The sequence below is a fragment of the Bradyrhizobium sp. 195 genome, assembly GCF_023101665.1.
Lineage (GTDB): Bacteria > Pseudomonadota > Alphaproteobacteria > Rhizobiales > Xanthobacteraceae > Bradyrhizobium.
The window spans coordinates 465759-485882 of the sequence record NZ_CP082162.1; the positions used below are offsets into that span (position 1 = coordinate 465759).

Below are 20124 nucleotides of genomic sequence, written 5' to 3' on the forward strand. Positions count from 1 at the left end.
GCTCAATGTTCTCGGACCTGCACTTGATGCGATATCTTACTCGTCCATCGGACTCGATCGGCATGCACTGTACGATCGTGTAGATCCTTGGCAGTTCAGTTGCGGCGCGTCCTTGGGGACCTTGAGCGTGGTGCCGAACCTCTTCATTTAGCTTATAGGCGTATGACATATTTTCCTCGACGTTTACGGCTCTATCGAGCGGTCTTGCTAGTCTTCAAGAATGGATTTTGTAGCCTCGAATATCTGTTCCGCAGTGCCCTTAATCGTGCCCTTTGCCCAAGCTTGGAACACTGTGACGTATGCGTTCTTGTAAGCCGCTTCGTCCGCGGAGAAGTAGACTTCGTCTGTGGCAGTATCCAAGACAAGCGCTCCTGTATCGATACAAATTTCCTCGATCAGGACCAGGCGTTCTTCTTGCTCGGCTAGATGACGTTTAACTATGCTCATTGAGTCTCCTGCGTGGCACTGAGGAATCACGTTCCCGATGCGGCTGGTGAACACGCTGACGTAGTCACCGGGCACAGGCAAGGAAGCCACAGTGGCGCCCGCTTTTCGATCTTTTTACCTGCTTGAATGAAAAACCCCGCCCCGATAGCTCGGGAGCGGGGCAGGACCACAAGCGCTACCAGTACATCCGTGGCTAGAGCGACAGGTCTGTCGCGCTCTTAACTAAGCAGCACGAAGGTTTTCGGCAGCGGACTTGCCCGTGCGACGGTCTGCGACGACGTCATAAGACAGCGTCTGACCTTCGCTCAGAGTACCCATACCGGCACGTTCGACCGCGCTGATGTGAACAAAAACATCGTTGCTGCCGTTTGATGGCTGGATAAAGCCGAAGCCCTTTTGGGTGTTAAACCACTTCACTGTACCTGTGTTCATCAGGTCTTCCTTTCGTATGCGCGCAGGACCTGGCGCACGGAGTTGCGGCCAGTCGTCCGGTTAGTCGATGTTGGAGAATGTCTGAAACGTGCGCGCCGTCAGGATCTGAGGCGAAAGCGGAACAGTTGTTCGGCCAGTATCGATATATGAGGCAATACACTAGCAGTTGAGAGACTTCAAGAAGAAAGCCAGCGGTGCACACACGGTGCTGCACGAATGCGTTGTGACGATGCCGACGAGGTGGCATTACGAGAACCGGCCCATCGCCAAACGCGCGTCGGACGATGGGCCGTTCCGAGTGGATGACGAAAAACCTAGCGGGGTCCAGGTATCGCGCCACAGACCGATATCTCAATCAACGGAGCGCCGAGTCGTTCCTGTCAGAAGCCAGACGCTAATTTACACGTCGGCCGAGTCGAGCGCTCTCGGCCTGGTTGGCCTCCGAGAGCTTGTCTCTCACGTAGCTGCGAACTTCCCCGAGCTCGGTCTGCAAGTCGGTTCCGAGGTGCCCTGCTCCTTTGCTGCCGCGACAAGACGGCTGGTAAGCTCGGCCTCGTCCTGAAAGGCTCCAGGAGCCCGGAACTGCTCTGCGGGGCTAACGCTGTTTTCAACCCAGAAGTCGATGAACTCGCGTGCCTTGCGCACCCCAACCGACCCGGCGTCTGTCGACCTAGGGTAATGTTCACAGACGGATCGAGCAAGAACGGCCTTGAATGGACTCGCAGGTCTTCGGGCAGTGGAGCGATTGTCCAAGATGATCGGAGGTCCTTCAATCCGCTGATTCGATTGGGAGCGCCTATAAGTCCGCTTAGGCATGCGCGGTGGAGAGCACTTCGGCAAAGATGACGCTGTGCGTGCCAATTTCGCGGATATCGGCCACTCGACAATCGAGAGCGACGCGTGAGGTCACGCAGTACGGTGAGCCGGTGGCGAGCACGGCCCAGTTCGGGCCGGCAAACCCCTCGGTCATTGGGACCCGACCGACGCCTGCGAACATCTGCGACAGCCCAATCTGATCGGCGCCAGGGCTGCTGACGCAGAGCACACCGTTCGCCTTGATGATCGCGTTGGCCGCACTCTTGCGGTTGACGCACACCATGATCGTGCGGGGCTCGTCCGTCACGGAGCACACGGCCGAGCAGGTAAAGCCTGCGATGCCTTGAGGGCCATCAGTGCAGACGATGGAAACGGATGAAGCAATGCGGGACATAGCTTCACGGAACTCGCCTGCACTTGCTCGCCCAAGATTATTTTGAACGGAGGCTTGGAAGTGCCCGTTCCTAAGCGCACTGCCGGGCAAAGACGGAGCATCTGTCTGCACAAGCATTTTTTGTCTCCATGGTGTTTTCCCGCGACGCCGGAATTCCGACGCGTCGGCCAAGATGTTTTCTTGTTGTTGGGACGAGTTTGTCGCGGCCGGAAACACCGCGCCATTGGGGGCAGGGCTATAGGGAGTATTGCTTTATGGGAATAGAAGCGATGTCGTCGCGCTCGGCCTCGCGACGAATCGTATTGCTCCCCCAGTTGCAGCCAGATGGCTGCGCTATGACGTGACTACGGCGGCCGGTTCATTCGATCGAGTAAGCATGAGAGCGGATGATCGTGCCCAACGCAGCTGGGATGACCTCTTTGCGCTTGAACATACGTATCGGCACTCGCCTCAATTTCCCGAGCATTTCCCTTTACGAAATCGCACGAAATCGCAGTTTGGCGTGCAAACTCGCGCAAATGGCGGAGAGAGTGGGAGTCAAACCCACGATTCGCGATTGTCCCCCTTCGAACAACTGACACTGCTCGTAAGCACTCGCCGGCCTCCTGCCCTCGGAAATCCGGACCTGCACATGCGCCATAAGATGCTCATGTTGGCTGTGACGAGATTTTTTTGATGTGCCGGGTGCACAGGTCATGCACAAGCCGCCTCTAATCAACTGAAAAGTTTTCGCTTTCGCTCAATCCATCATGGGCTCAATTTGAGCTAGGTCGTGCCAATGCGATCGAGGCGAATAATGAGTGTGCGCTTTGCACTAGAACCTGTCGGTGCTCCAAGCCAGGCTCTAAGCGCCCGGCCCTCCTGTACGATCGAGCGCGCTGTGATACTCCGTCAGTGAAGACGCGATGGATATCGGACCTCTGCTAGGATAAGCCAAGCTCACTACTTCGGTCAGAATTTTTAACGCGAAGGAAGCGAGAACACTCGACCACACTACGCTAAACTGCGCGATGCCAGCCGGCAGCACTACTCCCACTCTATCATTTCAAACGACTCTTCGTCATTGATCTGCAAGCACAATTTGTAACGTCTGACGGACAAACGCCGGCGGTATACCGAGCTGTCCGCAATGCCAGCGATTTCGATACCTATCGGAGTCAATCGACTGATCGGGTCATCTGCGTAGACAAGAAAGCGATACCCGATCCAGCGCAGCGTCGTTTCAAATACCGTCAGAGGTGAAGAACACCTTGCTAGGGCGTCTTGTGATCGTGCGCCGACCAGAATAGTCCGCTTTTCGCCAAGAACTGCCTTCCCCCCAAGTCGCCTTTTGACCCGAAGCCGACATGGCGCCGCTCGTTTGGCTCTCTCCGCGTTCAAGTTCGGCGGTAAGACTGTCCCGTTTCCTAGCGCGATGTCGTTGGCAGTCCATGTAGGTTCCCAAGCGCCCGACCAGAAGATGTTGGCGTTTCGGATACCTCTCTCGCAACCGGCCATCGCCCCTTATATTGTCGGGGGGCTAGCTAGGAGGAGATATGTCAGACCGGCGAGAGCTCTATCGGAGCCCGAATGGCGACGCATGGTTCATCGCTCGCGAACCCGCAAGCGGTCACGCTTTCATCATCCACCAGCCCAATGCGCCCTCTGGCGGCCGCCTATCTCACGTCGAATTGGGTGAGTTCCTGCGTCTCGGAAGTGGGCCCGAACAGCACGCATTGTTGCGGTTGATCGGAACGCTGGTCGAGGTATCACCTTTTGCGTAGCAGGGCTCGCGCTCTCAGGACATTTTCGCGATCGATCAATCGCTGCAGGTCACTGAAGGTACGAAAGCTGATCCTCCGTAACGACTCGCTCGATCCTCTCGGACTTGCACTTGATGCGGTACCTAACCCGTCCATCGGACTCGATGGGCATATGCTGTACGATGGTGTAAATCGCTGGCCGTTCAGTTCCTGTGGGCCTTGGGGTTGGTGGCGGACGTCTTCATTGAGCTTATAAGCATAGGACATGTGTTTACCTTACGGTTGCGGCTGCTCCAGCGGGGCCGGAATGCATCCTGTTGCTTCCGGATCCTGACGCGCTCACGCGCGGACCATTCTTGCCTTGGCGGGTTTCTAATCCTCCAGTATTGATTTTGTAGCGTCGAATATCTGTTCCGCTGTGCCCTTGATGGTGCCCTTAGCCCACGCTTGAAACACGGCGACGTAGTCATTCCTGTAAGCCTCTTCATCTGCAGAAAAGTAGACTTCGTCTGTGGCGGTATCCAAGACGAGCGCTCCTTTATCGATGCAGATTTCCTCGACTAAGACCAGGCGCTCTTCCTGCTCGGCCAGATGCCGCTTTACAATGCTCATTTGATCTCCTGCTTTGCGACTAACCCTACCACGTTTGTCGAACTGCACGCCGCCCAAGGCACACACGAATCGCTTCTAAGAGTGATTAAAATAGGCCGCCTCAGGCCGAGGGAGCGAGCGTGACAAAATGAAAATAATCTCACCGAACAGCCTTTGCTGCTCTTTGGCCAGGGATCGAACCACGAGTCAGCCGATCAGCGATCGGGGGTCTTCGCGAACGCAATCCAAACTGCTTTGTCGGCTCTTCTCTTGGCAACCACGCGCGGTGATTTTGAAGCGCAGCCACCGCGAGCTTGCTGATGCATCGCTTGACCGGGTTCAATCAAAAACCCCGCTCCCAATGATTTGGGAACGGGGCATGACCACAAGCTCTGCCAGTACATCCGTGGCGAGAGCGACAGGTCTGTCGTGCTCTTACTTAAGCAGCAGCACGAAGATTTTCGGCGGCGGACTTGCCCGTGTGACGGTCTGCGACGACGTCATAAGACACCGTCTGACCTTCGCTAAGAGTGCCCATGCCGGCGCGTTCGACCGCGCTGATATGAACAAAAACGTCGTTGCTGCCGTTTGTCGGCTGGATAAAGCCGAAGCCCTTTTGGGTATTAAACCACTTCACTGTGCCTGTGTTCATCAGGTCGTCCTTTCGTATACGCGCAGGATCTGGCGCGCGGAGTTGCGGCCAGTGTTCCGGTTAGTCGATGTTGGAGATTGTCTGAAACGTGCGCGCCGTCAGGAGCTGCGGCGAAAGCGGAACAGTTGTTCGGCCAGTATCGATGTTCGAAACAATACACCAGCAGTTGAGAAACTTCAACAAGAAAGCCAGTGCTTCTCAGCACGGGTGGTGGTTGTTCCAAACCTGGTGATTGATTGGGAAGACCTTAGGTGCTCGGAAATATAGCGGCTCCCGCCTACTCACAAAAGGACATGGCGTCGGCCGGGAGCCGGCGGCTCGAAATGATTCCGCGAGCTTCACTTTTTGCGCACTTTCCTGCATAGTTCGGCATGGCAAAAGTAAAAGTGAGCTTCAAACCACTCCGTAAGTCTGAAGGCGACTGGGCTATCATGGCCGAATACCCAGGCGCAGAACCCCGAGAAATCACGGGTTTCACAAGCAAGACCGAGATTGACGATTGGATGAATGGAGAGCGTCGGATCGCGTGGCTCCGATCCCAGGGTTACGCGAAGTGACTTGATGACTCCTTCCTGATGAGTGCAAGGATCTAGCAATGACCGAACGGAAACGCTCCGCCCAGGAACAGGTAGCCGACGAGGCGGACCGCAAGGCGCAAAACCCAAACGGAGCGAGGCAAACGATTGCGGACAGTCAGGCCGATCCAGAGTTTCAAGAAAACCACAGACGTCTCAGAGCGGAGCGGTTAGCGCGAGAGGTCGTGGGCAAGCCCGGCAGGTGAGGCGTCTTGAAGTGCCATTCAGGAATGTCCTTTCCCCTTGGCGCTCGATCAGCGTTTATCTGTCGTCTGTCTGTCGGCTTTCTTCTCAAGCTCATCGATTCTGTCGAGTGTGCTGCTTAAGAGCTCGCCCAACACAGCAGTGTTGAGTAGAGCTGCTGCGACATACCGGGTGTTGCAGCATGTATCACTCGCTTTATTTCTTCCCGCATTGCCATGGTTGTTCTCGCAGTGCCTTCGCGATCGGAGCTAAGACAGGCGCCAACTCGCGGCCCTGGATCTCAGATGCAAGTCGATGTTATTTGCGGCGATCCTGCTCAATCCGGTTGGCAACCGCGAGCTTTCCCTCGATGTACTGCTTTAGATCACCAACCTCATTCTCGATGGCCTCTCGCGTGATGTTTTGATTCTTGGCCCCGTCAACAAGGCGCTCAACCAATACGTCCACGCTTTGTGAAGCGCCCGGTGTCCCGTATTGCTCCGCAGCGTGAACGCTATTCTCGATCCAAAAATCAATGTACTCACGTGTCGTTACCGAGCAAAGTCTCTGCCAGTACCGAATTGAGCTTCACAGTAGAGCGTAACCACATGCAGAGCTGGGAGCAAGGCGGACACCCCACACAGCGGTTCCAGGCTATTCCCAGCCTCAGCGGCCTAGTTCGATTTTCGCAGTGGCCTGGTTCGCCTTTTGGGCGCATAAATGGGCATGCTCGATTCTCATAATCGATCCTGTCGGTGTGGCGCGGTCTATAGCCGAACCGAGGCGATGGCCCCGGGTCGGCAGATCGCCAGCTTCGAATGCTCGGTCTGCGGCGCGACCATAGAATCGTGGAACACCGCTTGGGTGCCCACCTATAGGTTGATTGCCGGCCCCGTCCGACTGCCCCGAACTAGCAACTAGCGACGCGCTGCGGCATTAGCCGGTGATGGCAGAGTCGTTCGGCAATTCGTTCACTCTCGTTGAGGTGACCTCAGACGACGCGCCGCGGCCAACGAGGCAGATGTGGTTAGCCCTGGTCAAGCCCAATCAGGCGTTGATGCTGGTCCTGGCGGCTGTCCCTTAGGGCTGGACGGCGGAAGTTGTACCAGCGGTTCTCACTGAGAAGCAGCAAAGGATGTTCGAGGCACTCAAGCTCGAACCCGGCGACGTTTACAGGCTCGATGCGGAGTAAGGCCACCCAGAAGGGCAGCGTTAGGCGACGTCCGCCTCTGCCCCTTAGCTGAATAAGGCTGAGCCGATTTGAGTGTCTGCTGTTGGTTGGTAGTAGACCGGAGGCGGCCTCACTTGCCCCGACCGCCGCTTTTCAGCCAAAGCCGTCCTCGCCACGCCTTGAAGGGCGCTTGGAAGTATCCGCAGGGGCCGGATGCGACGAGGGAAATGCTGCGCTTCTTCCTCGAGCATTCGCTCGCGATCAAGTCATGAATGCTTGCGTATTCGCCGCAAGGCACAACGAGCGGAGAGCGAATTGTTCTCAGGCCGACGGCCCGTTGAGCATAGGTCTGGAAGATCGCCAGCTAGACGTTTGTTGGTTAGAGTTGCTACCTGAAATCATCGTCCACATCGCAGAACGTGCGATTGATCTCAGTTCATGCGGGACTCCAACAATGCGCGGGTTTGGAACGCTACATCACAAAGCCTGTTGTCCGTTCAGAAATGACCGTGTGGTCGCACCCCATATTCTTGGAGCGTCAGATGAGTAAACGCAAACCGGCACCAGCGTCAAAGCGCGCTCGCAAACCGAAAATGGCCGCGCGGGCCCAACTGAACAAGCAGGCCACCGTTAGAAGCCCGAAGGAGAATCTACTTCGCTCTGTTGCAGCAGCCTCGATTGAACCACCTCTTAGGTTTCAGGATGATTCTAAACACGAGGTTCCTATGGTTGAGCCTCGGGTGGATGCCTTGCCAGATGACCTCAGCCAGAGAATGATTGTTAGCGATCCAATGAAGGGCTTTGGTTTAGCCACGGCAAACACGCAGGCGTACCAAGCAAAGCTTCTTGAGATGGCCCAGGCCAACGTGCAATTTGCTTTTGATTTCGGCCTGAGACTTGCGACGATCAGGTCACCAACTGAATTTTTCGCCGTCATTACCGAGTTTACAAGCAGAAGGGTCGATATGTTCGGGCAGCATTCGAAAGAATTGGCGGCATATCCGTTCTGGCGCATCGAGCCGTCCGGGAGCTCACGGCTCTGAGAGGACGATAACTGCAAGCCGTACCCGCTGCGGCAAATAGATGAACGCAATGCGGATCACGCACGCGCCGACCACGGTTGCTTTCGGCTGGAGACCGCGGCTCACAACAAGGGAGAGGAATCAGCATCCGCATTGGCCCTTAGCGGGCTCAGGGCCGCCGATTGGGAGTCCGCCAGCGCGGAATATTAGGTTGACCCGATGTCCATAACTGAAACCGTCCTGCTGATCATTTTGGTCGGACTCGTCGTTCTGATACTCGGCAACATCGCCTTTCAGGTGGCAGCCGAGCGAAAGAATCCGCCGATCGGCGTCTTCACCGTGTGCGACGGAGTGCGCCTTCACTATATCGAACGGGGCGATGCCGCCGCGCCTTGCGTGGTCCTGTTTCACGGGAACGGCACCATGATTCAGGATCTCGTCCTAAGCGGTTTGGTCGACCGCCTGGCCCAGAACTATCGCGTCGTTTGCTTCGACCGGCCAGGGTTTGGCTACAGCGACCGTCCGCGCACGCGCATCTGGACAGCCACAACGCAAGCTGCCTTGTTCGCGAAGGCTCTTGATCAGCTTGGGGTGCGCAATCCCGTGGTGCTGGGCCACTCCTGGGGAACGCTGGTGGCGATCGCGCTGGCGCTGCGAAGCGGTTATGCCGTGAGTGGGCTCGTGCTTGTGTCCGGCTACTATTTTCCAACCTCTCGGATGGACTTTTGGCTCATGTCAGCTCCGGCACTGCCGCTGCTCGGTGATCTGATGCGGTACACTATCTCGCCGATCATATCGTCGGCCATTATGCCGAAGCTGATGCGCACCTTGTTCGCGCCGCGTCCCATTCCGCCGGAATTCAAGAACGAATTTCCGATCTCGTTGGCTCTCCGGCCCAAGCAGTTGAGGGCGGCCGCCGAGGAGAGCGCGTTCCTTATTCCAGCTGCTGCGCAGTTGCAGCTTCAATATCGGGGCATCCGGTGTCCGGTTAGGATCGTGCATGGAAAGGCTGACCGGCTCATCGAGGCCGACCAGTCGCGTCGCCTGCACGAGGCGTTGCCCCGCTCCCTGCTACATCTGGTCGAGGATGCCGGTCACATGGTTACCTATGCAGATACGCCGGGAATAGCGGATGCCGTGGCAGCGCTGGCGCTCCCCGCACCGGTAAGGACCGCATAGGCTTTCTTGTTGCAATGCTTGCGTCCGGAAGTGGCCCTTCTCGGACATGTGGTGCCGGCCGAACGTCCGGTCTGCGCCAAGAGCGGCTTCCCCTTGACCTGAGGCTTGGGCCCACCAAGCTCAGGTCTTTTCTGCATACGGCACTACGCTATAATCCACCGGCGAAATCTATTTCGGAAACAGCTTGTCGCGAATGTAGCGCGAGGTCGGAGTTAATTTCAGCCCGCGCGGCTTTCGCCATTCCGCCCGGTCGAGCTCCTTCTTGTCGCCGATCTTAAGAGGGCCCGAGGCTTTCTTGCTCAAAAAGATCGCATCGCTCATCCTCCGGCCGGACCTGCGGTTCTTGCCGTTGACTTCCTTCCACAGCCTCAACTCGCCAAACCTGAGCTTGGGCAGCTCCTCCATGATCTCGCGATGGAGGCATTTTCTTTCGCTCTCGCCGGCCCGCCTGCGGCCGCCCGGAAACATCCAGCGCTTGTCGCGCCGCCGCCTGACTAGGAGTACCCTGCCCTTCCTTGCAACGACAAGCTTTGATGACTTGGCCATTCTCTAGTCCGCCAGCTCGATCGCGAGAGGTTGGTGGTCCGAAGCATCGGTTGCTTCGTTGACCTCGATGCTGCACACGCGACTGACCAGATCTTCTGTGACGAAGATGAAGTCGCGACAGTCCGGCCCGTCGGCCCATTGCGCGCGGTCGTAGATGCCGCACGTTGGCGCCCGCCAGCGCCCGGAACGATTGGCGGTCCACGCATCCCGATAATTCAGACCCGGCCGGCTGGCGCGGTCGATCAGGGCATGCTGGGGATCGGCAACGTCGAAATTGAAATCGCCGCACAGCAGGCTCGACGCCGCCTGCGTCTGGCTTCCATATGGCTCCTCGTGCTGGGAGCCGGCCTGCCGGGGGCTCTCCGAGGCGTCCTGTTGCAGATCCAGCAGCCGCGCGATCTGCGCCTCGCGCTGGACGGCGGAATGAAACTCGAGATGCGTGTTGACAATGCGGATCGCGCCGAAGGAAGCCTGCACGGTGACCTCCAGGGCGTGCCGTCGCATGCTGCGCACCCCACCTGCGCCCGGAAACGGCAGGAGGTGATTGGCGATCTGCAACACCGGCAATCGCGACAGTGTCATGTTGCCGAAGCAGTGGATGCTGCCCGAGCGATCTATCGTCTCGATCGCCGGGCGGAATATCGCGGTGTAGCCGGGCAGCAGGGCTGCGAGCTGGGCGCTCTGATCCGCGCCATCGCCAAATCTCGAAAAATTGGCGCTTACCTCCTGGAAGCAGAACACGTCCGCATCAAGCGACTGCCTGGCGACGGCAACGATCCTGGAAAGATCGGTGACACCGTCGCACCCCTTGCCGCACTGAATGTTCCAAGTGAGAAGCCGCATTACCGGATACCCGCGCGCATGAATGACTGAACGAACTGACGCTGGAACAGCAGGAACGCGATCAGCAGCGGCGCCATCGTCATCACGGTCGCGGCCGTGATCACCGACCAATCCACACCGGTCTCAGGAGCGCCGAAAACGGCGAGCCCGACCGTGAGCGGCCGCGCCTCCACCGAATTCGTGACGATCAGCGGCCACAGGAAGTTGTTCCAGTGATAACTGACGGAGACGAGACCGAAGGCGACGTAGGTGGGCCGGGCCAAGGGCACATAGACCCGCCAAAGGATGACCAGCGGGCCTGCTCCCTCGACCCGGGCGGCTTCGACCAGCTCCCGAGGCACGCTCTTGAAAGTCTGCCGCAACAGGAAGATACCAAAGGCGCTCGCCAGATAGGGCAGCGCGATGGCAGGAATCGTATCGAGCAAGCCAAGCTTTGCGATCGCGCGGTAGTTCTCGACGATGAGGACGTCGGGCATGATCATGAGCTGGAGCAGCACGAGGGCAAACGCAATGCCGCTGCCCCTGAATCTGAAGCGCGCAAAGGCATAGGCGGCCAGCGTCGACAGGATCAGCTGGCCGACCAGGATGAACGTCACCAGCACGACCGTGTTGAGGTAGTACCGGCCGAACGGCGCCTGCTTCCAGGCCCGGGCAAAATTCTCCAGCGTCCAGGGCGCGGACAGGCTGAACGACGTGGCATAGGCCGCCGGATGCAGCGCGCTCCAGAAGGCATAGGCCAAGGGGGCGAGCCAGATCAAAGCCAGGAGCCATGCTGCGACGGCCTCGACGGGGTGTGTCCGGCCTCTCATTGGTAGTGGATCCTGCGATCGAGATAGCCGAACTTGAGCAGCGCAATCGCGCTCAGCAGCGTCAGAAGCACGACTGTCAGCGTTGCCGCGTAAGAGGAGTCCTGAAACGTGAAGGCGACCTCGTAAATGTAATAGAGCAGCAGCGTGCTGGCGTTGTTCGGACCGCCCTTTGTCATGATGACCAGATGGTCCACCAGCTTGAACGAGTTGATGACGGCGTTGATGGCCACGAACAGCGTGGTCGGCATCAGCAGCGGGAACGTGATGCGGCGGAACGTGTACCACCGGCTCGCGCCCTCAATGGAAGCGGCTTCATCGAGGTCCGGCGAGAGCTGTTGCAGCGCCGCCAGATAGAAAATCATGAAGAAACCGGCTTCCTTCCAGATCACCATGACGATCAGGCAGCCCATCACCGTCGAGGGATCGCCGAGCCAGTTCCAGCCGCCGAGGCCGAACAGCCCGCGCAGCTGATCGAGCGCGCCGTAATCCGGCGTGTAGAAGAACAGCCAGATGTTGGCGACGGCGATCATCGGCAGCACCGTCGGCGTGAAGTACGCCAGCCGCAGAAAGCCGCGGCCGCGCATGTTGCGATTGACCCAGACCGCCATGATCAGGGCGAGCGCGATCGACGTCGGGATCGTGCCGAGTGCGAACCAGAAATTGTTGACCAGCGCCTTCCAGAAGATCGGATCGGCCGCCATGGCCCGGTAGCTGTCCGTCCCGACGAAGACCTCGCTGCCGTTCCGCTTGGTTATGAACAGCGAATGCCGGATCGTCGCCAGGATCGGCCAGTGCGTGAAGGCAACCAGCAGGACCGCCGCCGGCAACAGCAGCAGCCACGCATTCACGGCATTCCACCACGCCTGCGACCGGGCGCGGCGTTCGGGGATTGGCGATGAGGCAGCGAGATCGGTCATCCTGGAGCCGGCGGAATGGCGGCGAACCGCCACCCCGCCACGTCCCTTACTTTGCGATTACTTGGCGGCGCGCAGCACGCGATCGGACTGCGCCTGCGCGGCGGCCAGCGCTTCCTGCGGCTTCTGCGAGCCCGTGACCGCGGCCTGCACGGCATCATTCACGAACTTGTAGATGCGGCCGTTTTCGTGGACGGACAGCTCCGGCACGGCATGCTCGAGCTGATCGCGCGCGACGGTCGCCTGCGGGAAGCCCTTGGTGTAGTCTTCCATCGACTTGGTTTTGTAGGCGGCCGGCGACACCGCGACGTAGCCGGTCTTCATGCTCCATTCCGCCGCACGCTCGGGCGCCGTCATCCACTGGATGAACTTGACGGCGGCCTTCTGCTGCTCGGCCGAAGCGTTCTTGAAGATGTAGAAGCTGCCGCCGCCGGTCGGCGATCCCCGCCGCTCCTTGGCCGGCAGCATGGCCACGCCGAACTGGAATTTCGCGGCGTCCTTGACTGCCGTGAGGTTACCCGTCGTGTGCCACATCATCGCCGTCTTGCCTTCGAGGAAGTCGGTGCGGAGCGTCGCCCAGTCGATACTCCCGGTCGGCATGACGTTGTGCTTGCGCGACAGGTCGACCCAGTAGTCGAGCGCGCCGACCGTCTTCGGCGCGGTGAGGTACACCTCGGTGCCGGCCTCGTTCATCATCTTCTGGCCGTTCTCGATGGCGAGCGCCTGCAGCATCCAGTAGCCGTAGCCGGTCGTCGGGAGTGTTGGCGCCCTCCTTCTTGACCAGCTTCTTCGACATCTCGACCATTTCGTCCCAGGACGCCGGCGCCTTCTCGGGATCGAGGCCGGCTTCCTTGAAGGCGTCCTTGTTCCAGTACAGCACGATGGTCGAACGCTGGAACGGGATGCTCCAGGTCTTGCCGTCCACCTGGCCGTTGGCCATGAACGCGGAATAGAATTCCTTGAACCAGGCCTTGTCGCCGACGAGGTCGTCAAACGGCACGATCGCGTTTTCGTCCATCAACGTGAACACGTCGGTCGACAACAGCACCGACAGTTGCGGCGGCTGCCCGCCCTTCATGGCGGTCATCGCCTTGGTCATCGTGTCCGTGTAGTTGCCGGCATAGACTGCCGTCACCTTGACGTCCGGATTGTCCTTCTCGAAGCGCGAGACCATGTCGTCGATGATCTTGGTGACGGGACCGCCTACCGCGACCGGATAGTACATGGTCAGATCCACCGCGGCAGCGGGACGTGCCCCCAACGAGAGCACCGCAAGTGCGGCTGCCATCAACATCGTTCGTCGCGCAAACATCTCTCTCTCCCTCTGTAATCCGCCGAGCGCCTGAAGCCACCGCTGCTATCCAGCAGAGGTCGCCACCCGGCCCTCCCTGGCAGAAGTTTCCATTCGGCATTCCGTAGCCGGATCGAACCGATGCTCGTGACCGGCCTCCCAGGCCAGCCGGACATCCTCGCCGGGCTGAACCTTGCTGAACCCGTCGAGCCGCACCGAGATCGGCTGACTGTCGATGTCGCACAGCACGATGCTGTCGGCTCCGAGATGCTCGACGGCCTTGACCCGCGCGGCATGATCGCCACCGGGCACGATGCGAATGTGCTCTGGCCGGATGCCGATCAGATGATCGCCCTGACGCACCAGATTCATCGGCGGTGTGCCGATGAAACGCGCCGTAAACGCCGTCGCCGGCCTGTTGTAGAGCTCTTCCGGCGAGCCGTTCTGCTCGATACGGCCATCGCGCATCAGGACGACGCGGTCCGCCATCGTCATGGCTTCGGTCTGATCGTGGGTCACGTAGACCATCGTCATGGCAAGGCGCTGCTGCAACGCGCGGATTTCCGTTCGCATCTCGTGCCGCAGCTTGGCGTCCAGGTTGGAAAGCGGCTCGTCCATGAGACAGACCCGCGCCTCGGCGATGATGGCGCGTGCCAGCGCGACGCGCTGGCGCTGCCCTCCCGACAATTGCGACGGCTTGCGATCGAGCAGATGCGCGAGACCAACGATGTCGGCGACGCGACGAAGCCGGGCGTCGCGTTCGGCGCGCGACACCCGCCGCACGCGCAGGCCGAAAATGATGTTCTCGGCCACGCTCAAATGCGGGAACAGCGCATAGGACTGGAACACCATGGAGATCTTCCGGTCCGCCGGCGACAGGCGGGTCACGTCCACGCCGCCGATGGCGATCGTGCCGGCATCGGCCTCCTCGAGCCCGGCGATCAGCCGCAACGTGGTCGACTTGCCGCAGCCGGATGGCCCCAGCAGCACCAGCAGCGAGCCCTCGTCCGCCGTCAGATTGATGTCATCGACGGCGCGCATCGCGCCCCACGACTTGGAGACATGATTCAGCGTAATCGCCGACATGGCCGGTTCGCTCTCAGCATGATGCAGCTACGCTGATGGCGGCTCGCTCCAACGGAGCAGCACAGTGCCGGTCAAAAACCAGCTCATGCGTCCTCCCTCGAGCCACGCTCATTCATCGGCGTAGCGACTATTATGTTCATATGAACATAGTGTGACACCATATGAAACAGAAAATTGCGTCTTGGCCGTTCGAATGATACTTTTGTCGCGAACGGAGGGCTCATGGCCAGGAGCGCCACGACACGTCAGGTCCACATACTGGAGATCGTGCGCGAGCAAGGCTTCGCTTCCATCGAGCAGCTTGCGGCGCGTTTCGAGGTGACCCAGCAGACCATCCGCCGCCTTGTGAATGCGCTTTGCGACCAGGGTTTACTTCGGCGCGTGCATGGTGGGGTCAGCCTCCCCGTCCAGAATCAGAACCTCGCCTACAGCAGCAGACACAGGCTGAACGCCGAAGCCAAGCGGCGGATCGCGCATGCGACCGCCAAACTCATTCCCGACGGGACGTCGCTGATGATCGGGCTCGGCACCACGCCCGAATATGTCGCGCAGGCACTTTCCCGTCGACGGGATCTGCGGGTGATCACCAACAGCCTGAACGTGGCCGCAGCCTTCTCGCATAATCCGGACGTGGAGATCACCATCGCCGGCGGCACGCTGCGGCCGCTCGACCGCGACATCATTGGCGAGGCCGCCGTGCATTTCTTCTCGGGATTTCGCGCCGACTTCGGAATCTTCGGCGTCGGCGGCGTCGATGCGGACGGCTCGCTGCTCGACTTCCATGTCGATGAAGTCAAGGCACGCCAATCCATCGCCGCCAATTCACGAACGTCCGTGCTCGTGGCCGACATCACCAAATTCGGGCGCAATGCAACGGTTCGCGGCGGCCACCTCGACGAGTGCCACCATCTCGTTATCGACGACCGATTGCCGGCAGCGTTCGAGCTGAGCGCACAGCGATATAGCGGCCAGATCCATACGGCCGGCGACGCTCGCGCAGATTTCGAGCTCCTCGGCGACATCTAGCCGTCAACTGCATCTCATCGCTGCTCGGCCCGATCGCGTCTCCCGGAGGCGAGGTCCGCGGTCGTTCCACGCTCCGCGCCAAACGGCCGGAGGACCCAATTTGTCGCGGTTGACTTGTTATAACTTTTGGACAAATGTCCTAACTAACCGGAAGTATAAATCCGGATTTTCGGGAGGATCGCATGCCGTCATTCACGCCGACGCGACGAACGCTACTCAAGACTGGAACCGCCGCCGCCGCTTTCGCGACCTTTGGTCCGGCCTTCCTCCGGCAAGCTGCCGCGCAGGACGCGGACCTCGCGCCTTACAAATCCGCTCAGATACACTGGCAGCAGGTGTCCGGCGAGACCATCACGGTCGCCGTGATCCCGGCCAGCTATTTCGAAAACCTCATCACGCTGGCGCCGCAGTTCAAGGCGCTCACCGGCATCGACGTTCGCTTCGAGAAGATTCCACCGGCGCAGATCCGGCAGAAAAGCGTCATTGATCTGACCTCGAAGACCGGCACCTACGCGACCCATGCCGCGGATCCCATGTATTACGCGCTGTATGCCGCGAACAAATGGGTCGAGCCGCTCGACACGTACCTCGCCGACAAGTCGCTGACCGATCAGGCCTGGTTCAAGCTCGACGACATCATTCCAGCCTGGCGCAGCGCCAACGGCATCGACGGCAAGCTCTATGGCATGCCCTATGACGGCGAAGTCACCATTCAGGTCTATCGCAAGGACCTCTATGACGCGAAAGGTTTGAAGCCGGCCGACACGCTAGAGGCCTACATGTCCAACGCCGCGGCGTTGAACACGCCGAACGATCGCGTCTGGGGCGCAGCGTTGCGCGGCGTCGCCGGTGCCGGCCAGAACATGTACATCTATCCGTCGATCTTCCGCGAGTTCGGCGGCGACTGGATGAAAGGCGGCAAGCTCACCGTGAACGGCCCCGAGGCCGAGGCGGCACTCGCCTGGTACGTGGACATCATGAAGAAATACGCGCCGACAGCGGCGGCCAACTGGAACTGGCCCGATATCGCCGACGCCTTCTCGCAAGGTGCTGTCGCCAGCTACATCGACGCACATTCGTCAGCCTCGGTCATCAACAACCCTGATAAGTCCAAGGTGATCGGCAAGGTCGCTTATGCCCGCTGGCCCAAGGGCCCCTCGGGCAAGCGCACCACCTCAATCTGGAACTGGGGCTTCCCGATCAATTCCGCGCTGCCGGAGAAGAAGCGGAAGGCCACCTGGCTATTCATCCAGTGGGCCGCGAGCGCCGAGACCCAGGCGCGCACCGCGCATAAGTTCGCCGGCCCCACCAAACGCTCGGGCGTCAACCGCACCTCGGTGTGGAAGGATCCCGACTACATCAAGCTGATGAACGGCTTTGGCGAGAACTTCGTCGAGGCCACGATGGGTGCCCTGCAGGAGGACACCGACGTCGACTGGCGTCCGCGCGTGCCGCAATGGCCGGCGATCGGCGACACCATGGCGACAGCGATCCAGTCGGCCCTCTCGGGCCAGGCCATGATCAAGGCCGCATTGGACGATGCGCAGCGCCGCATCGAACCGATGATGCGCGGCTGAGCCATGGCGACGACAGCGGTGACATCGGCCGGGATCGCGAGCGAGGCGCCCCGCAGCGATCTCGGCCGCGTCCTTGCACAGCGCGAGCGCCGGTTTGCAGCAGCCCTGCTTGCACCGGCGTTTCTTGCACTGCTCGCCACGACGACGTTTCCGCTGCTCTTCCTGGTCTACACCAGCACATTCCGGATGGATCTGGCGATGCCGTTCAGCAACGGCTTCGTCGGCTTCGAGAACTACCAGGTGCTGCTCTCCGACGAGCGCTTCTGGACCTCGCTGCTGGTGAGCCTCGTCTATACCGGCTCGACCGTCGCGCTGCAGGTCATCATTGGCCTCGCGCTCGCCTTGCTGGTCATGGACATGAAGCGTGGCCAGGGCTGGTTCAGGGTCATCGCCATCCTTCCCGTGGTGCTATCGCCGGCCGTGGTCGGCATGATCTGGCGCACCTTCATGCTGGCGCCGGAATTCGGCATCGTCGACTTCCTCGCCATCAACGCCGGCCTCGGCAGCAAGAACTGGCTCGGCGATCCCACGCTTGCGATGGTCTCGGTGATCGCGATCCATACCTGGCAGTGGACGCCGTTTGCGTTCATGGTGCTGCTGGCCTCACTCGCCTCGTTGCCAGAGGACATCTACGAGGCGGCGCGGCTCGACCGTGCCTCCGCCTGGCAACGCTTTCGCCGCATCACCCTGCCCTTGCTGCGCCCGGCGATCGTCATGGTCATCATCATGCGGACCATGGTGGCGCTGACCGCGTTCGCGGCGATCTTCACCGTCACCGCCGGAGGCCCCGGCACGGCGACGGAGATCCTCAATCTCTATGCCTATCGCAAGTCATTCACCGAGCTGTCGATCGGCTACGGCTCGGCGCTCGCGGTCGCGCTGCTGATCGTGACCATCATCATCTCCGGCATCCTTTTTACGATGCGGAGGGCGAAATGACCGCAAAGCGCCTCCGCATCATCGCCCTACTCGCGATTTCCACGGTCTTCCTGCTCGCCTGGGCGTTTCCGATCGTCTGGAGCGCCATGAATTCGCTCAAGACCGATTCCGACGTGCTGGCCTATCCGCCCAAGCTGGTGTTCACGCCGACGTGGGAAGCCTATCGCGACGTGTTGTTCGGCTCGGGATCGATCCTGCCGAACCTTCTCTCCAGTGTTATCATCTCGGTCGGCACCACAATCGTGACCATGCTGATGGCGGTGCCGGCGGCCTATGCACTGGCGCGCCTGCGCTTTCGCGGCAAGAAGTTCGCGGGCTTCTACGTGCTGGCCACGCAGATGCTGCCGCCGGTCGGCATCATCATCCCGTACTTCCTTGTGTTGCGGAACATCGGCTGGATCGACACCTATCAGGGCATCATCCTGATCTATCTGTCGTTCTCCCTGCCCTTTGCGATCTGGCTTCTGGTCTCCTATTTCGAGGACATTCCTTTCGAGATGGAGGAAGCCGCCTATCTCGATGGCGCCAGCCGATTGAAGACATTGTGGCGGATCATCATTCCGCAGGTCCGTGGCGGCATCGCCGTGACGGTCGTGTTCGTATTTCTCAATGCGTGGAACGAATTTTTGTTCGCCGTCGTACTCAGCGGCAACACGGTACGCCCGGTCACGGTCGCCATGTTCAATTTCGTCTCCGTCGAGCAGACGCTGTGGGCCAAGCTCGCCGCGGTCTCGGTTCTCGCCATGCTGCCTGTCGTCGTCCTCGGCGTGGTCGCGCAGAAGCATATCGTGAAGGGCCTGACGGTCGGTGCAGTCAAGGGCGGAGGACGCCGATGAGCGGCCAGGGTCAGGTCAGTTTTCGCAACATCGTCAAGATGCACGGCGAGTTCGCCGCTCTGAAGGGCGTCAATTTCGACATCAAGCCGGGCGAGTTCTTCGCGCTGCTCGGCCCGTCCGGCTCGGGCAAGAGCACGACGCTGCGCATCCTCGCAGGCCTCGATGCGCCGACCGCCGGCCGCGTTCTGATCGACGACAAGGACGTCACCTCGACCGATGCGCGGGACCGCGACATCGCCATGGTATTCCAGAGCTACGCGCTCTACCCGCACATGACGGTTGCCGAGAACATCGCCTTTCCGCTGGAGATGGCGAAGCTGCCGAAGTCCGAGATCGCGCCCGCGGTCAAAGACGCCGCGCGCAAGGTGAAGATCGACCATTTGCTCGACCGCAAGCCGGGCCAGCTCTCGGGCGGCCAGCAGCAGCGTTGTGCGCTGGCCCGCGCCATCGTGCGCAAGGCTCGCCTGTTTCTGCTCGACGAGCCGCTCTCGAACCTCGATGCAAAGCTGCGGCTGGAAACCCGCGCCGAGTTGAAGAAGCTGCAGCGCTCGCTCGGCGTCACCGCGGTCTACGTCACCCACGACCAGGAAGAGGCCATGACGCTTGCGGACCGCATGGCGGTGTTCATGTCGGGCGAGATCCAGCAGGTCGGTACGCCCGCAGAGGTCTTCGCCCGTCCGAACTCTATCGACATTGCCGGCTTCATCGGCAATCCCCCGATGAACCTCGTTCCCGCCCGCTACGTGGACGGCGACGTCATCATCGCCGGCCACCGTTTGAAGACGACGACCACGACTGCGGGTGAGCGGGACGTGGTGGTCGGCCTTCGCCCCGGCGCCCTGCGCATGACGGAGGGTGGCCTCGGCGCGCGCGTCGACCTGATCGAGGATCTCGGCGATACCGCCGTGCTCGACCTCGACTGCGCCGGCACCATGATCCGCATGCGCGTCGCCGACGGCAACATTCCCGGCGAGGGCGACACGATCTCGATCACGGCCCGGCCGCAAGACATTCATCTGTTCGATCCAGCAACACGCATGCGGCTCTGACACC

Annotated in this window: 17 protein-coding genes and 1 pseudogene; 7 read left to right on the forward strand and 11 right to left on the reverse strand. The window is 60.2% G+C overall.

Annotated features, from left to right (window positions below; all coding sequences use genetic code 11):
• Positions 1–207: 207 nt before the first annotated feature.
• The 5 genes from IVB26_RS41070 to IVB26_RS41090 all read right to left on the reverse strand — a co-directional run bounded on the left by IVB26_RS41070 (position 208) and on the right by IVB26_RS41090 (position 5074).
• Positions 208–447: a hypothetical protein gene (locus IVB26_RS41070; RefSeq protein WP_016839771.1), complete on the reverse strand. Its 240-nt coding sequence runs from the start codon at positions 445–447 to the stop codon at positions 208–210.
• Positions 448–669: 222 nt separating this feature from the next.
• Positions 670–879 carry a cold-shock protein gene (locus IVB26_RS41075; protein WP_016839772.1) on the reverse strand — a complete coding sequence of 70 codons (210 nt, stop codon included), beginning with the start codon at positions 877–879 and terminating at the stop codon, positions 670–672.
• An 808-nt stretch (positions 880–1687) separates the two neighbouring features.
• A complete protein-coding gene (locus IVB26_RS41080; protein WP_247973555.1) occupies positions 1688–2206 on the reverse strand; it encodes a flavin reductase family protein in 519 nt (172 codons plus the stop codon).
• A 1997-nt stretch (positions 2207–4203) separates the two neighbouring features.
• The gene (locus IVB26_RS41085; protein WP_247973556.1) at positions 4204–4443 is read right to left on the reverse strand and encodes a hypothetical protein; all 240 of its coding nucleotides are present in this window, start codon (positions 4441–4443) and stop codon (positions 4204–4206) included.
• A gap of 418 nt (positions 4444–4861) precedes the next feature.
• Positions 4862–5074 carry a cold-shock protein gene (locus IVB26_RS41090; protein ID WP_247973557.1) on the reverse strand — a complete coding sequence of 71 codons (213 nt, stop codon included), beginning with the start codon at positions 5072–5074 and terminating at the stop codon, positions 4862–4864.
• Positions 5075–7545: 2471 nt separating this feature from the next.
• On the opposite strand from IVB26_RS41090, the gene IVB26_RS41095 reads away from it, so the two are divergent.
• Both IVB26_RS41095 and IVB26_RS41100 read left to right on the forward strand, forming a co-directional pair.
• Entirely contained in the window at positions 7546–8046 is a 501-nt protein-coding gene (locus IVB26_RS41095; RefSeq protein ID WP_247973558.1) for a phasin family protein, read from the forward strand.
• A 198-nt stretch (positions 8047–8244) separates the two neighbouring features.
• Positions 8245–9204: an alpha/beta fold hydrolase gene (locus tag IVB26_RS41100; protein ID WP_247973559.1), complete on the forward strand. Its 960-nt coding sequence runs from the start codon at positions 8245–8247 to the stop codon at positions 9202–9204.
• A 168-nt stretch (positions 9205–9372) separates the two neighbouring features.
• Here the strand turns inward: IVB26_RS41100 and IVB26_RS41105 are convergent, their stop codons facing one another.
• The 6 genes and pseudogenes from IVB26_RS41105 to IVB26_RS41130 form a co-directional block, all read right to left on the reverse strand.
• A complete protein-coding gene (locus IVB26_RS41105; RefSeq protein ID WP_247973560.1) occupies positions 9373–9750 on the reverse strand; it encodes an NUDIX hydrolase in 378 nt (125 codons plus the stop codon).
• Between the two features lie 3 nt (positions 9751–9753).
• Positions 9754–10593, reverse strand: coding sequence for an endonuclease/exonuclease/phosphatase family protein (locus IVB26_RS41110; RefSeq protein ID WP_247973561.1), 840 nt, complete (start codon positions 10591–10593; stop codon positions 9754–9756).
• Positions 10593–11402: a carbohydrate ABC transporter permease gene (locus IVB26_RS41115; protein ID WP_247973562.1), complete on the reverse strand. Its 810-nt coding sequence runs from the start codon at positions 11400–11402 to the stop codon at positions 10593–10595. The genes IVB26_RS41110 and IVB26_RS41115 overlap by 1 nt, the downstream gene beginning before the upstream one ends.
• Positions 11399–12319 (reverse strand): carbohydrate ABC transporter permease, encoded by a 921-nt coding sequence (locus tag IVB26_RS41120; protein WP_247279488.1) that lies wholly within the window; start codon positions 12317–12319, stop codon positions 11399–11401. The genes IVB26_RS41115 and IVB26_RS41120 overlap by 4 nt, the downstream gene beginning before the upstream one ends.
• Before the next feature lie 57 nt (positions 12320–12376).
• Positions 12377–13610 (reverse strand): annotated as a pseudogene (locus IVB26_RS41125) (ABC transporter substrate-binding protein).
• 63 nt (positions 13611–13673) lie between these two features.
• Positions 13674–14693 carry an ABC transporter ATP-binding protein gene (locus tag IVB26_RS41130; protein WP_247973563.1) on the reverse strand — a complete coding sequence of 340 codons (1020 nt, stop codon included), beginning with the start codon at positions 14691–14693 and terminating at the stop codon, positions 13674–13676.
• A 222-nt stretch (positions 14694–14915) separates the two neighbouring features.
• On the opposite strand from IVB26_RS41130, the gene IVB26_RS41135 reads away from it, so the two are divergent.
• From IVB26_RS41135 to IVB26_RS41155, 5 genes are all read left to right on the forward strand, one after another.
• Entirely contained in the window at positions 14916–15719 is an 804-nt protein-coding gene (locus IVB26_RS41135) for a DeoR/GlpR family DNA-binding transcription regulator (RefSeq protein WP_458309392.1), read from the forward strand.
• Positions 15720–15901: 182 nt separating this feature from the next.
• Positions 15902–17296, forward strand: a complete 1395-nt coding sequence (locus IVB26_RS41140) for an ABC transporter substrate-binding protein (protein ID WP_247973565.1) — start codon at positions 15902–15904, stop codon at positions 17294–17296.
• A 3-nt stretch (positions 17297–17299) separates the two neighbouring features.
• Positions 17300–18235, forward strand: a complete 936-nt coding sequence (locus IVB26_RS41145) for a carbohydrate ABC transporter permease (protein WP_247973566.1) — start codon at positions 17300–17302, stop codon at positions 18233–18235.
• Complete coding sequence (locus IVB26_RS41150; RefSeq protein ID WP_247973567.1) at positions 18232–19071, forward strand: carbohydrate ABC transporter permease; 840 nt, start codon at positions 18232–18234, stop codon at positions 19069–19071. The genes IVB26_RS41145 and IVB26_RS41150 overlap by 4 nt, the downstream gene beginning before the upstream one ends.
• Positions 19068–20120 carry an ABC transporter ATP-binding protein gene (locus tag IVB26_RS41155; protein WP_247973568.1) on the forward strand — a complete coding sequence of 351 codons (1053 nt, stop codon included), beginning with the start codon at positions 19068–19070 and terminating at the stop codon, positions 20118–20120. The genes IVB26_RS41150 and IVB26_RS41155 overlap by 4 nt, the downstream gene beginning before the upstream one ends.
• Positions 20121–20124: the final 4 nt, after the last annotated feature.

Bases quoted from the DNA above. Each gene is read 5' to 3' on its own strand.
- IVB26_RS41070 (WP_016839771.1), bottom strand. From the start codon at position 447: ATGAGCATAGTTAAACGTCATCTAGCCGAGCAAGAAGAACGCCTGGTC.
- IVB26_RS41075 (WP_016839772.1), bottom strand. From the start codon at position 879: ATGAACACAGGTACAGTGAAGTGGTTTAACACCCAAAAGGGCTTCGGC.
- IVB26_RS41080 (WP_247973555.1), bottom strand. From the start codon at position 2,206: ATGCTTGTGCAGACAGATGCTCCGTCTTTGCCCGGCAGTGCGCTTAGG.
- IVB26_RS41085 (WP_247973556.1), bottom strand. From the start codon at position 4,443: ATGAGCATTGTAAAGCGGCATCTGGCCGAGCAGGAAGAGCGCCTGGTC.
- IVB26_RS41090 (WP_247973557.1), bottom strand. From the start codon at position 5,074: ATGAACACAGGCACAGTGAAGTGGTTTAATACCCAAAAGGGCTTCGGC.
- IVB26_RS41095 (WP_247973558.1), top strand. From the start codon at position 7,546: ATGAGTAAACGCAAACCGGCACCAGCGTCAAAGCGCGCTCGCAAACCG.
- IVB26_RS41100 (WP_247973559.1), top strand. From the start codon at position 8,245: ATGTCCATAACTGAAACCGTCCTGCTGATCATTTTGGTCGGACTCGTC.
- IVB26_RS41105 (WP_247973560.1), bottom strand. From the start codon at position 9,750: ATGGCCAAGTCATCAAAGCTTGTCGTTGCAAGGAAGGGCAGGGTACTC.
- IVB26_RS41110 (WP_247973561.1), bottom strand. From the start codon at position 10,593: ATGCGGCTTCTCACTTGGAACATTCAGTGCGGCAAGGGGTGCGACGGT.
- IVB26_RS41115 (WP_247973562.1), bottom strand. From the start codon at position 11,402: ATGAGAGGCCGGACACACCCCGTCGAGGCCGTCGCAGCATGGCTCCTG.
- IVB26_RS41120 (WP_247279488.1), bottom strand. From the start codon at position 12,319: ATGACCGATCTCGCTGCCTCATCGCCAATCCCCGAACGCCGCGCCCGG.
- IVB26_RS41130 (WP_247973563.1), bottom strand. From the start codon at position 14,693: ATGTCGGCGATTACGCTGAATCATGTCTCCAAGTCGTGGGGCGCGATG.
- IVB26_RS41135 (WP_458309392.1), top strand. From the start codon at position 14,916: ATGGCCAGGAGCGCCACGACACGTCAGGTCCACATACTGGAGATCGTG.
- IVB26_RS41140 (WP_247973565.1), top strand. From the start codon at position 15,902: ATGCCGTCATTCACGCCGACGCGACGAACGCTACTCAAGACTGGAACC.
- IVB26_RS41145 (WP_247973566.1), top strand. From the start codon at position 17,300: ATGGCGACGACAGCGGTGACATCGGCCGGGATCGCGAGCGAGGCGCCC.
- IVB26_RS41150 (WP_247973567.1), top strand. From the start codon at position 18,232: ATGACCGCAAAGCGCCTCCGCATCATCGCCCTACTCGCGATTTCCACG.
- IVB26_RS41155 (WP_247973568.1), top strand. From the start codon at position 19,068: ATGAGCGGCCAGGGTCAGGTCAGTTTTCGCAACATCGTCAAGATGCAC.